A 12,123-nucleotide genomic window follows, 5' to 3' on the forward strand; every position below is an offset into this window, starting at 1 on the left:
AGAAAAAAAGCGTCCATCGCTGATGCTGAGGGACGCTTGGCTTGATCTATACACTTTTTGCTTGATATAAAGGATTTCGCTCTATTATACTTCCCTCTTTCGGAACGGTCAAAGCGTCGACTTCACAATGAGGGAAATGAAGCGCGAGCTGTTCTTTCAGCTCTTCTCCGTTTCCTTTTTTGGTCATAACGAGAATCGTCGGGCCTGCACCGCTAAGAGCTGTTCCGTACGCGCCCTTCATCTCGGCGACATGTTCTACTTTTGACAGCTCAGGGACAAGCATCGCCCGGTACGGCTGGTGGAACAAATCCTTCTTCATGATTTTTCCGACGAGCGGCCAATCCTTGGACATGATAGCAGCAATGAGGATATTGCTGACTGCGCTTGCTTTTACAGCGTCCGCATATGGAAACTCTTTCGGCAGCACGTCTCTTGCGTCTCTTGTCAGCACCTCGTAAAAAGGAATGACAACGACAATATCAATGTCAGCATCCGGGACGCGGATCATTTGTGTCTCATCATCTTCATGCAGGCCGACGACAAGCCCGCCAACGAGAGAAGCGCCCGCATTATCCGGATGCCCTTCTTCTAGGCTGGCTACATGCAGCTTGTCCGCATCAGACAGTTTTAAGCCGCATAATTCATCAGCCAGTTCAACGGCCGCTACAATCGCCGCGGCGCTGCTTCCAAGACCGCGTGCGAGCGGGATATCACTCCATACCTTCACATGGACAGGCGGCATTTCTTTTCCATACAAATCTGCTGTCCGTTTTGCCACTTGATAGATCAAATTATCTGTACCGGCCGGAATTCCTGCGACTGTTTCTGTTTCAGCTTCAAAAGACCATTTGTCGCTTTCAAAGACGGTCAGCTTCAAATATCTGCTGAGCGCCATTCCAACTGAATCGAAGCCGGGTCCTAGGTTAGCCGTGCTTCCGGGAACAGTGACAGTGAACAGCATGTCGGCTTCGTTCATACACGAGCCGCTCCTTTTATATATTCAAGGATGCTGTCTTCGTCAGTCGGCAATGTGACCGGCTTGATTTCTGAAATATCGACCGCTGTGTTCGGATCTTTCAATCCGTTTCCTGTTAAGACAGCCACGACCTTGCTGCCTTTCGGAATGTCTCCAGATTTCACTTGCTTCAGAACACCGGCGATAGACGCGCAAGATCCAGGTTCTGCAAACACGCCTTCTTCACGGGCGATCAGCTGATAGGCGTGAAGGATTTCATCATCAGTAACTTCGTCAATTTTCCCGTTGGATTCCTCAGCTGCCTTGACAGCTTTGTCCCAGCTTGCAGGGTTTCCAATCCGAATGGCTGTCGCTATCGTTTCTGGATTTTCAATCACTTTATTACGGACAATTGCCGCCGCGCCTTCCGCTTCAAAGCCGCGCATTTTCGGAAGACCTGTGTTGTTTTTCTCATGATATTCCTTGAAGCCCTTCCAGTACGCCGTAATGTTTCCGGCGTTTCCAACCGGGATCGCCAATACATCCGGGGCTTCCCCCAGCTGCTCGCACACTTCAAAGGCAGCAGTTTTTTGGCCTTCAATGCGGTATGGGTTGACTGAGTTGACAAGAGCAATCGGTGATTTCTCACAAATGGAACGGACAATTTTAAGCGCATCATCAAAGTTTCCATCAATTGCAATAATTTCGGCTCCGTACATGACAGCCTGAGCAAGCTTTCCGAACGCGATTTTACCGTTCGGGATGATGACGATGCATTTCATGTTGGCACGGGCTGCATACGCAGCGGCGGCAGCGGAAGTGTTTCCTGTTGACGCGCACATAATTGTGTCATTTCCTTCTTCTTTTGCCTTCGCCACAGCCATGACCATGCCGCGGTCTTTAAAAGATCCCGTAGGGTTGACGCCTTCCGTTTTGACATGAAGCTCAATTCCAAGCTGCTCGGACAGCTTCGGCAGGTGAATAAGAGGTGTGTTTCCCTCATGTAATGTAAGCGCCGGTGTTTGATCTGTTACAGGTAAAAATGCTTTATATTGATGGATAAGTCCTTTCCACATTAGCTCCAACCGTTCCCTTCTACGCGATATGTGCTTTTGACTTCTTGAACGACTTTCAAATCATTTAAGTTTTGCAGGATATCACTGAAATCAGCTTCTGATGTATGGTGTGTGACAATTACGATTTCTGCCAGCTCATCATGGCCTTTAATCGGCAGCTGAAGGATCTTTTCAAAACTTACGCCCCTCTCTGAAAAGACAGACGTGATTTTCGAGAATGAACCGACTTGATCTTTGACGTGAATTCTTAAAAATTGCTGTGCGTAAATGTCAGACGGCGACTTCATATTTTTTTCGTATTGCGGCGCGACAAAGCTGTTGCCGGTTACCCCAAGACGCATATTTTTCATGACAGCGACAAGGTCGGAAACAACGGATGTTGCAGTCGGCATGCTTCCGGCTCCCGGCCCGTAGAACATCGTCTCACCAACAGCCTCACCATACACATAAACAGCGTTAAACTCATTATGCACGGCTGAAAGCGGATGATGGTCAGGAAGGAGTGTCGGCTGAACACTGACTTCAATTTTGCTGCCGTCACGCTGAGCAATTCCGATCAGCTTCATCGTATAGCCAAGGCGTTTGCTGAAACTGATGTCCTCGTCTGTAATTTGAGAAATCCCCTTTACTTTGACGTCTTCCAGATCCACATTCATCGAGAAGCCGAGGCGCGCCAATATCGCCATTTTCCGTGCAGCATCAAGCCCTTCCACGTCTGAAGTCGGATCAGCTTCAGCAAAGCCGAGATCCTGTGCTTCCTTGAGCACTTCCTCGTAAGGGCTTTTTTCTTTAATCATTTTGGTTAAGATAAAGTTCGTTGTTCCGTTTACGATCCCCATCATCTTTGTAATCCGATCTGACGAGAGCCCCTCCTCCAATGTGCGCAAAATCGGAATCCCGCCGGCAACACTGGCTTCAAAGTAGATGTCGCAGCCATTTTCCTTCGCTTCTGCAAGCAGCTCGGAGCCGTACACAGCCATTAAATCCTTGTTTGCTGTGACAACATGCTTTTTCGATTTTAGCGCGTCGAGCAGATATTGTTTTGTCTGCTCAACTCCGCCGATGACCTCGATCACGACATCAACATCTGGATCATTGATGACATCATCCACTTCTGTCGTGAGCGCTTCCTTCGGCAAATCTACTTCTCTCCTTTTCTCTAGATCTTTTACAAGCACTTTTTTTATCGTAATCGGACAGCCGACCTGATGCATCAGCTTATCCTGATGGTCTTGAATAATTTTAACGACACCGCTTCCCACGGTACCCAAACCTAAAAGCCCCACACGAATCGCTTTCAAAAAAACTCCACCTTTCTTTTAATTGTCCGTTCGAAAAAGACAATTGTTAACTCAACACAGACATATAAGTTACAAACATTATATAAGTCTGCTCTTGTTTTGACAAGATAGCAATCGGCTGAATTTTATGAATGTAAGCGTTTAATGCATTGATATGACAAGATTCTTTATTTTCTAATTATTTTTGTCAGATTTTCTCCTCAGCCTGAACGGCCTTTGCCGAGCCAGCTTACGCGGGGAACAAATAGCTTCTGTCCCCTCATGTTCATGAATTCCTGCGCTGTATTGAGAAATTGCTCATAGCGTCCGCAGTCGTTCAGAATGAAGTCAAGCTGCTCTTCATAATAGTGCTTATCTGACTCTGATGACATGTAGTAGCTCTCTACGATTTCAAAATAATGAAGCGGAAAGAGCAGCCGACTGTATAGAAGGCGTTTTGAAAAAGAAGACAGCGGTGTGACTTGCTCGTATTCTTGCAAGAAAAGAAAGCCGTGCTGATGAAAATCTTGTCTGTGATGCAAAAACGTATGCCTCATGTATTCAGCCAAATCTCGTGAAGAGTGGTCAAATACCCAATCGGATGGAATCCTGATCAAGGAGTCGGGTGACCATGTATGTCTTTCCATCCTCTGATGGCATATCGTTCCTGAATCAGCGGCTTGAGGCTTGTCATCCAGTTCAGTGTCCACTAAATATTGTATCGCATTTTCTGACAGCCCTGCATAATATGGAAATGACTCAATCATTTTTTTATCGAACGGCTCATGCGGCGGCGTATGAACTTTTTGCTGCCAAAAAACCTCAAGCTGATCAATGCGTTTTCCCCACAGATCCTTCCACTGGCCGATCCTTCCCGCTGCCTTCACCTCATACGGATACCCGCGGCCTTTACGGTGAAATTCCGCAAGCTCCTGACCAACGGAGAACGTCCTGTTTGAATACGGGGGTGCCGCTTTCAGCAAAGCGTACGTTTTCTTCTCATGTTCAAACGTCAGCTCACCTTCTTTTGTAAAGATAAAAACAGAAACGTATGGGTCACTTTGTTCTTGTAAATACTGACTCATGTAATAAAGCTCCGCCAGTTCGGTATCTGAGAATTGGGAAACGGGGACAATCAGAAAGAATGAATTCGGTGTCTGAAAGCATTGATATGTGTGCTGGTACGTGGAAAGCTGTCTGATATGAATGCCGTATTTTTCTTTTATTGTACCTTTCACAATGATCACCTGCCTATTGAATTAGGGCTTCATCACATCGTAGTCATACACGTCTGGAATTATGAATACATATTTTCATCCGACAAAGGCGCAAGAAAAAGTCGTAAACATCTCACATATTTTGTATAAACTAGTAAAAAAGATTGGGTGAAACTGATGTCAGAAAACGAACAAATCAGTCAGATGGAAGCAAAAGCAAGAGCACGGATGAAAGAGCGAGGCGTTGAGGTATCAGACATTGCAGAGCTTGTCTTTTTTCTGCAGAAAAAATACCATCCAGATTTAACAATTGATGAATGCACACTGAACGTCAATCGCGTTCTTGCAAAACGCGAGGTGCAAAATGCGATTTTAACGGGCATTGAATTAGATGTTCTTGCTGAGCAGAAAAAACTGTCTGAACCGCTGCAAACGATACTGGAAACGGATGAAAGCCTATATGGAGTAGATGAAATTTTGGCATTTTCCATCGTGAACATTTATGGATCAATCGGGTTTACGAACTACGGTTACATTGACAAAGAAAAACCCGGAATTCTTAAGCATTTGAATGATAAGTCAACAGGCGAATGCCATACCTTTTTAGATGACATCGTTGGGGCGATTTCCGCCGCGGCCTCCAGCAGGCTCGCACACCGCGCGCGACATACAGAATAAGGGCACCCTTTTCGGGCGCCCTTTTTTTATATGTATGGAATCCATTCAGTCAGAGAGTCAATTGCATGAGTCGGTTTTTCCATGTCGTCTGTCATATGCTCTCTTTTCGTTACGCCTGTGTGAACGAGCAGAGTATCCATACCAGCGTTTATGCCGGCCATAATGTCCGTCGCATAGTTGTCACCGACCATCAGAGTTTCGGATACATCCGTGCCAAGAACACGCATCGCCTGCTCCATAATGATGGATTCCGGCTTGCCGATAAATATCGGCTGTACCCCTGTCGATACGGTTAAAACAGATGTCAGTGAGCCGTTTCCGGGCAGAAGGCCTCTTTCAGTCGGAATCGCAATATCTCCGTTTGTGGAAATAAAACGGGCTCCATTTCTAATGGCCAGACAGCCGACAGCAAATTTTTCGTATGTAATAGAACGGTCAATCCCAACGACAACAAAATCCGCATTTTCCCCGCCAAACGTCAGGCCATTTTCTTCAATTGCCTGGCGGATTCCTTCTTCCCCGATCACATATACAGACGCGTCTTTTTTTTGCTGGGCGATATGCTGTGCAGTTGCCATGCTGGTCGTGAAGACTTGTTCTTCTGTTGCCGGAATATCAAAAGAGACGAGCTTGTCTGCCACCTGCTTCGGTGTGCGCGAAGAGTTGTTTGTCACAAAAAGATATGGAACGCCGCGATCTTTCAGCGTTCTGACAAATTCACACGCTTCTTCAATTTTTTCCGTCCCATTGTACATCGTTCCGTCTAAATCAATTAAATACCCTTTATATGTTTTCATATCCAACACTCCTGTGGCTTTCCAGTTGTTATTTAAACGCAGAAACAGGGCCAAGCTCTGTTTCCAAGTAGCTTCTGATTCGCTTCGGGAAGTTTTGAAGAGCTGTTTGATGGGCCGTAATCAGCCTGTAAAGCTCTTTGCTGTCAGTGAGCATGTACTGCTGTACCAATGTTTTACGGTAGGCGATCACTGTCTTGAGCTCCGTTCCCTCTTGTTCTGTGACAACTTTTTCATCAACAAGTATGTCCATCATGTCATTATAACTGCCCGGGTCCCGCATAATAAAACCGTCAATCATGTCATTGCCTGTATCCAGAATGCATTCGATTAACAGATGGCCTATACGCTGAAGCGCCAATCCCCCGATTTCTGACTGCCAAGCTGCTTGTGAGTTAAACAGTGCCAGCTGGTGCTCAAAGAACCCGAGTGTTTGCTCGATCTTGTTTCTGTCAACAAAATACATGACAGCATCCCCTTTGTATATATTTATTTTCTGATTCGTTTCAAGACAAAATACGCACAGCCGAAATTGCAGTATTCATAAATGTATTCATCTAATGTGCTGATTTTCGTTTCAAAGGTTGCCTTTTGATTCTGGTCGTCAAAGAAGCCCTTGAGCCTGAGCTGGCCGTATCCCCAGTCTCCCACAATATAATCGTATTTATTTAAAATATCAGAGTAGCGGGCTTTAAAAGCCTCTTCATTGAAGCCGTCTTTGAAATTGTGCACCAAGTCAAATTCGGCATTTTGAATAAGAATCATGATCTCACCTCTTTTTCACTCTTTCCTATCATAATTCATTGCCTCGTCCCCATCAATTGCTAATGAATAAATCATGCGATTTGGCTACCCTGCATATGAGGCGGGATTTACAAATGAAACTCAATGCTGTTACCCTTTTCCTGTTGATTGGGCTTTATTCGGGTGCGGAGTTCATACTGACAAACGGGTCCCAATTCATATGTCTGACTTGAAATGATGAGAATCGACAAATTGCTATGTGTTCTATCAACAAGAACAATTGACGCTGCGAATAGCGGATAACATTGGAATGCGGGAAGAAACCGCTCCCAACATATCAAGTGTAACGGTTCAGCTCCCTCCTATTCAAGATGCTCCGACATTGACAATCGAGCAAGCGAAGAGCATGGCAGCTTCTGTAAGACTGCGCTACTATCATGTCTATATGTCCGATAATCCAAACCATATACAGCCGATCAAAAATAACAGCTATCCCAGCTCCGATTTCATGCCAGGGTCGACTAAAAAGAATAAAAACCGCCCCGTAAGGAAGCCGTGTCTCAAAACGTCAATAGAGAAACCCACCAGAACGTAATTCAATAGGAAAGACAAAAACGCCAGATGACCTGGCGTTTTGGCATTATGCTTGTGCTTGGCGTTTTTTAGATGCTTCGTTCACCTGTTCATCCGCATGGTAGGATGAACGGACAAGCGGGCCGGCTTCGCAGTGGCTGAAGCCTTTTTGCATCGCGATTTCCTTTAATTCTGCAAATTCATCAGGGTGATAATATTTTTGGACTTTCATGTGTTTTTTCGTCGGCTGCAAATACTGTCCTATTGCCATAATATCCACGTTGTTTGCCAAAAGGTCGTCCATGACTTCAATAATTTCTTCCTTCGTTTCCCCGAGCCCGATCATGATGCTTGATTTTGTCGGAATGTCAGGCTGCATTTCCTTCGCACGGCGCAAAAATTCCAGCGAACGGTCGTATGTCGCCCGCGCACGGACTCTTGGCGTCAGGCGGCGAACTGTTTCGATATTGTGATTCAGGATGTCTGGGCGTGTATCCATCAAAGTTTTTAAATTATCATAGTTTCCGCCCATATCAGACGGCAGCACCTCAATTGTCGTGAACGGGCTTTTTCTGCGGATCGCACGGACAGTTTCCGCGAAAACGCCTGCCCCGCCGTCCTTCTGGTCGTCACGGGCAACAGCCGTAATAACCGCGTGTTTCAGATTCATAAGCGCGACAGAATCGGCTACGCGTTCAGGCTCTTGCAGATCAAGCTCAGTCGGAAGGCCTGTTTTGACAGCACAGAAACGGCATGCTCTTGTACAAACGGAGCCCAAAATCATAAATGTAGCTGTACGTCTGACCGCCCAGCATTCATGAATATTCGGACATTTCGCTTCTTCGCATACGGTATGCAGATTGTTTTCCCGCATGAGTTTTTTAAGTCCTGTATAATTTTCATTTGTATTTAATTTGATTTTGAGCCATTCGGGCTTTCTGAGGTGTTCGTCTTTCTTTGCCAATTCCCATCATCTCCAATATACTCAATTTCTGTCACGAAACATTCTGAAAACGAGAAAAGTGCAGGTTTTTTTATTTCTGCAACAAAAATAATGTTTTTCTAACTAAAGAAAGTCTTTTCTTTAGACACTTTACCATAGGAAAAATTTCTCGACAAGGGAAGATCATTACTGACATTTTTAAGCCGGCTTGCCGCAAACTATGTGTATTCAATATGAAAGGAGATTCTTATGTGAAAGTTTTGTTATCTGCTCTTCTTCTCCTTTTGTTTGCGTTTGAGCCCTCTGCGCATGGAAAAAAACTTACAGATCCAGTGCTGTCGAAACGAATGGAATTATATCATAAAGTCGAGGCTGTGACGCAGATTCCTTGGTACGTACTCGCTGCTGTCGATCAATATGAGGAAAATGTCCGGAGCAATAAAAAAGACCTGCCTGACAAAGCAGGAATCATCAGCATCTATATACCGGATGAAATGTGGAGCGGACCTGAAAATCCTAATCCGAAAGATGATGCGCCGTTAAGCATTAAAGTGTTTGACGGGATCGGGATGGATGGTGATGGAGACGGGAAAGCCGAGGTCAGCAATGATGAAGATATTTTGTATACATTCAGCCAATACTTGCTGTCATACGGGACAGATGACGACAACATCCGCATCGGGCTTTGGAAGTATTACCGGCGTGACCAGACAGTGGGGATTATTTCTGAATTCATGAAGCTGTTTAAAGCATACGGCCGAATTGATCTGGACGAGCATGCGTTTCCGCTTCCAATCAGAACCGATTACAGCTACCGCAGCACGTGGGGAGATGCCCGCGGATTCGGCGGAAGGCGTATCCATGAAGGCACGGATATCTTTGCCCATTATGGTCTTCCTGTCAGATCCACCTGCTACGGCGTAGTTGAAATGAAGGGCTGGAACCGCTTCGGAGGATGGAGAATCGGCATCAGAGATATTAACAATACGTATCATTATTTTGCCCACCTCAATGGGTTTGCCAAAGGAATAAAAACTGGACAAATCGTTGAACCCGGTCAAGTGATCGGATCTGTCGGCAGCTCCGGATACGGCCCGCCGGGAACCGCTGGGAAGTTCCCGCCGCATCTTCACTACGGAATGTACAAAGATAACGGAAAAACTGAATGGTCGTTTGATCCGTACCCGCATTTGCGGGCATGGGAGCGCTATGAATATAAACATAAGAAATAACAAAAAGCCGCCTCTTTGACAGGTGGCTTATTTGCTGTTTTTTTCACTTTTTGAATCGGCTTCTTTGCCGCTCGGGAGCTGGACAGAAGGCGTGACGCCTGAGCCGCCGCTTCCATTATAAAACTGCGGCACTTCGCCCTGCACTGCTTTAATGGATACAGGAACATTATTTGTGACGACAGCGGTTTTGCTGGCGAACGGAATAATGACCTTCACTTTAATTTCAACAAAGATGCTGATATCAATCAGTGCATTATTTATGCCATACGGCTTGATTTTGGTTTTGACATCTGTAAAAGCGTCGCCGATTAAATTAAACCGGACCGGAATTTTCGGCCCGAGGTTTCCAAGGAGGCTGTTGCCGGTTACCTGTCCGAGCGGAATGTTAATCATAATATTTTCACTGGCGCCGCTGTGACCGGTATGGTTTTCCATCTCTTTCAAATGAGCCTGAAGCTGCTTTGTTACTTTTGTTTTCACACTGTTTATAACCTGTGTATTAAAATCGATTGTCGTTAAGTTCCCGTTTTCATCGGAATTCATTTGAAACATGTCTTTCATATTTTCACTGTCGGACATGTAATCCTCAATCGAGTCCTGGATCACCTCTGTCGCCACACGCTTCGTTTCCATCTCGCCGATGCTCATTAAAACAGGTTTAATTGAGCCATTGATCATCCAAAGACTGACTGTTGTTGACAGAATAAAAAAGACAACTGACAAGAGCATCACGTACCGGAAAGGCAAAGGTCCTCTCTTGCGAAAAGGGCCGCGATATCTTGGCAAGAAAATCCCCCCTTACATATCACAATGTATGCTTGTAAGAGGGGACATAGTAACAGCCGGGCCAAATTATTTTAATTCACCATTTTTAAAAGTGCGTCTCTGCCGCTCATGCCGGTATGGATGCCGAGATCCTCCGCGGCGTATGTCACGGATTCCAAAGGTGCATCTAATAGCTGGTCAACGGTGCGTACACCGACTGCGCGCCCCGCCACGATGCCCCGCTCCTTTAGCTTTTCATTGAGCAGCGCCACATCAAGCGCGCCGCACATAATGTATCCGTGATCGTTTGTGACAGCCATAAAATTCGTTTTTGGAAGCTTCACTGTCACAGCTGTAAAAGGCTGTCCTTCTATCATGATTGGTGTCAGATTCACCACATCAAACACTCCCTTCATTCATCACTTTATGATGAAGGGCACAGCTTGTTGTGGGCTGACCTCCTTTATTGCGCGAGCTTCCATGCGAGCAGATCACGCAAAAACTCCGGCATGAAATATTCCTTTTCTGCGGCGTCGCGGATAATTGGAAACATCCTGCCGAGTGTAAACATATCAAGCACGGCAACGGCGTATTGTTTATGTTTTTCAATCTCTTTTCCGTTCAGTGTGATTCGTGTAACATGCGTGATTCCGTCATCAAGCCGTTCCGTTTCTACATCAATACCCGCATACACCATTTTCCCCATCACTTCACCGCGGAAGCCGAGCCCTTTGATTCGGAGCTGTTCCATTTGCTCTGAAGCCGCATGGACAATGGTTTCCTTTAATTCTTCTCCTGTCAGGCGGACAGCCACCGGGTTGATCGGATGAGGACAGATGCGGTGCAAATCCAGCTTCGTCACAGGACCCGCTTTCAGCGGACCGAGAATAACTCCTGAGTTCACCATACTAATATCCGTCCCGCACCATTCCTTTAACGCATACGCCAACAGCAAAGGCAGCTCTGATTCTTCAAACCATTTGACCTCAGCATCTTGTGCAAGCTCGGCAACGGCATCGGACAGCATTTCCTCGGCTTCACTTTCTTTTTCATGAAGAAATGCTTTTGTTTCGGCGGATTCTCCTCGCCATTCTGCCATGCTCTGCACAGACGCTGTTTTATTGATGATGCTTCGCTGTACGCTGTCCACTGTCATTTCTACACAACCGACATAATGCCCGTATTTCTCGGCGCTGGCAAGCAAAACACCGTTCACCACTTGTCCATCTTCAAGCAAATGATGGGTGTGCGATTCCAGTATCACATCAATCTCAGGAACCGCTTCAGCCACTGCCTGATCATCAAGAATGCCTAAATGTGACAGCAGAACGATGATATCAGCCTGCCCTTTCACTTCATGGATGGTGTTTTTTATGCTTTCTAGCGCATCCGTTACTGTCCATCCCAGCTTGTCATAAACGGGATAATACGGCACAGTCACGCCTAAGAAAGCGATGGACATACCGTTTTTCAATGTTTTGATATGGGAAGGAACCGCCCAGGACGGACGATGTCCGTTTTTATCAAATAAGTTGGAGACAATAACGGGAAATTCAGCATGATCATATAGGGCAGCGAGCTCTTCATGCGGAAGCGTAATCCCTTCGTTATTACCGATCGCCGCTCCATCAATGCGAAGACGGTTCAAGAGATCAACATTCGCTTTTCCGAACGTCGCCTCTGTCACAAATTGAAAACGATCAAGATGATCGCCAATATCAAAAACGAGCGTCTCTTCGCTGTCTGATTGGTGCTCTTTTCTTTTCTGCTCGATATAATCTACAATTTTTGGCCAGTTTTCAAAATGGCTGTGCAAATCATTTGTATGATATAAGCGAAGCTTCTCCTTCATAATATCTCTCCCTA

The 12,123-nt window shown here is 45.8% G+C and carries 13 protein-coding genes; 2 read left to right on the top strand and 11 right to left on the bottom strand.

The window, feature by feature from the left end; genetic code table 11:
* Nucleotides 1-46: 46 nt before the first annotated feature.
* The 4 genes from thrB to cotNH all read right to left on the bottom strand — a co-directional run bounded on the left by thrB (nucleotide 47) and on the right by cotNH (nucleotide 4,552).
* A complete protein-coding gene (gene thrB, locus BTW01_RS13335; protein ID WP_162103442.1) occupies nucleotides 47-976 on the bottom strand; it encodes a homoserine kinase in 930 nt (309 codons plus the stop codon).
* Nucleotides 973-2,031, bottom strand: coding sequence for a threonine synthase (gene thrC, locus BTW01_RS13340; RefSeq protein WP_162103604.1), 1,059 nt, complete (start codon nucleotides 2,029-2,031; stop codon nucleotides 973-975). Before thrC ends, thrB begins: the two co-directional genes overlap by 4 nt.
* Complete coding sequence (locus BTW01_RS13345; protein WP_162103443.1) at nucleotides 2,031-3,332, bottom strand: homoserine dehydrogenase; 1,302 nt, start codon at nucleotides 3,330-3,332, stop codon at nucleotides 2,031-2,033. The genes thrC and BTW01_RS13345 overlap by 1 nt, the downstream gene beginning before the upstream one ends.
* A gap of 200 nt (nucleotides 3,333-3,532) precedes the next feature.
* Nucleotides 3,533-4,552 carry a spore coat-associated protein CotNH gene (cotNH, locus tag BTW01_RS13350; protein ID WP_162103605.1) on the bottom strand — a complete coding sequence of 340 codons (1,020 nt, stop codon included), beginning with the start codon at nucleotides 4,550-4,552 and terminating at the stop codon, nucleotides 3,533-3,535.
* Between the two features lie 153 nt (nucleotides 4,553-4,705).
* Here cotNH and BTW01_RS13355 point away from each other — a divergent pair, with 153 nt between their 5' ends.
* A complete protein-coding gene (locus tag BTW01_RS13355) occupies nucleotides 4,706-5,206 on the top strand; it encodes a phosphatidylglycerophosphatase A (RefSeq protein WP_162103444.1) in 501 nt (166 codons plus the stop codon).
* Between the two features lie 26 nt (nucleotides 5,207-5,232).
* Here the strand turns inward: BTW01_RS13355 and nucF are convergent, their stop codons facing one another.
* The 4 genes from nucF to lipA form a co-directional block, all read right to left on the bottom strand.
* Nucleotides 5,233-6,003: a 5' nucleotidase NucF gene (gene nucF / locus BTW01_RS13360; RefSeq protein ID WP_162103445.1), complete on the bottom strand. Its 771-nt coding sequence runs from the start codon at nucleotides 6,001-6,003 to the stop codon at nucleotides 5,233-5,235.
* A 28-nt stretch (nucleotides 6,004-6,031) separates the two neighbouring features.
* A complete protein-coding gene (locus BTW01_RS13365) occupies nucleotides 6,032-6,466 on the bottom strand; it encodes a DUF86 domain-containing protein (RefSeq protein WP_162103446.1) in 435 nt (144 codons plus the stop codon).
* Nucleotides 6,467-6,489: 23 nt separating this feature from the next.
* Complete coding sequence (locus tag BTW01_RS13370; RefSeq protein ID WP_162103447.1) at nucleotides 6,490-6,765, bottom strand: YutD family protein; 276 nt, start codon at nucleotides 6,763-6,765, stop codon at nucleotides 6,490-6,492.
* 619 nt (nucleotides 6,766-7,384) lie between these two features.
* Nucleotides 7,385-8,281 (bottom strand): lipoyl synthase, encoded by an 897-nt coding sequence (gene lipA, locus BTW01_RS13375; protein ID WP_162103448.1) that lies wholly within the window; start codon nucleotides 8,279-8,281, stop codon nucleotides 7,385-7,387.
* A gap of 230 nt (nucleotides 8,282-8,511) precedes the next feature.
* Here lipA and lytH point away from each other — a divergent pair, with 230 nt between their 5' ends.
* On the top strand, nucleotides 8,512-9,492 hold the full coding sequence (gene lytH / locus BTW01_RS13380) for an L-Ala--D-Glu endopeptidase (protein WP_162103449.1): 981 nt from the start codon (nucleotides 8,512-8,514) through the stop codon (nucleotides 9,490-9,492).
* 27 nt (nucleotides 9,493-9,519) lie between these two features.
* Here the strand turns inward: lytH and yunB are convergent, their stop codons facing one another.
* The 3 genes from yunB to BTW01_RS13395 form a co-directional block, all read right to left on the bottom strand.
* Entirely contained in the window at nucleotides 9,520-10,278 is a 759-nt protein-coding gene (gene yunB / locus BTW01_RS13385; protein WP_162103450.1) for a sporulation protein YunB, read from the bottom strand.
* A gap of 71 nt (nucleotides 10,279-10,349) precedes the next feature.
* On the bottom strand, nucleotides 10,350-10,655 hold the full coding sequence (locus tag BTW01_RS13390; protein ID WP_162103451.1) for a YunC family protein: 306 nt from the start codon (nucleotides 10,653-10,655) through the stop codon (nucleotides 10,350-10,352).
* A 65-nt stretch (nucleotides 10,656-10,720) separates the two neighbouring features.
* On the bottom strand, nucleotides 10,721-12,109 hold the full coding sequence (locus BTW01_RS13395; protein WP_162103452.1) for a bifunctional metallophosphatase/5'-nucleotidase: 1,389 nt from the start codon (nucleotides 12,107-12,109) through the stop codon (nucleotides 10,721-10,723).
* Nucleotides 12,110-12,123: the final 14 nt, after the last annotated feature.

Source organism: Bacillus sp. SKDU12 (assembly GCF_010093085.1).
Taxonomy (GTDB): Bacteria; Bacillota; Bacilli; order Bacillales; family Bacillaceae; genus Bacillus; species Bacillus mexicanus.

What these genes read in the sequence shown, in the direction of transcription:
- thrC (WP_162103604.1), bottom strand. Translation starts at nt 2,031, where the DNA reads ATGTGGAAAGGACTTATCCATCAATATAAAGCATTTTTACCTGTAACA.
- BTW01_RS13395 (WP_162103452.1), bottom strand. Translation starts at nt 12,109, where the DNA reads ATGAAGGAGAAGCTTCGCTTATATCATACAAATGATTTGCACAGCCAT.
- BTW01_RS13370 (WP_162103447.1), bottom strand. Translation starts at nt 6,765, where the DNA reads ATGATTCTTATTCAAAATGCCGAATTTGACTTGGTGCACAATTTCAAA.
- nucF (WP_162103445.1), bottom strand. Translation starts at nt 6,003, where the DNA reads ATGAAAACATATAAAGGGTATTTAATTGATTTAGACGGAACGATGTAC.
- BTW01_RS13355 (WP_162103444.1), top strand. Translation starts at nt 4,706, where the DNA reads ATGTCAGAAAACGAACAAATCAGTCAGATGGAAGCAAAAGCAAGAGCA.
- BTW01_RS13365 (WP_162103446.1), bottom strand. Translation starts at nt 6,466, where the DNA reads ATGTATTTTGTTGACAGAAACAAGATCGAGCAAACACTCGGGTTCTTT.
- thrB (WP_162103442.1), bottom strand. Translation starts at nt 976, where the DNA reads ATGAACGAAGCCGACATGCTGTTCACTGTCACTGTTCCCGGAAGCACG.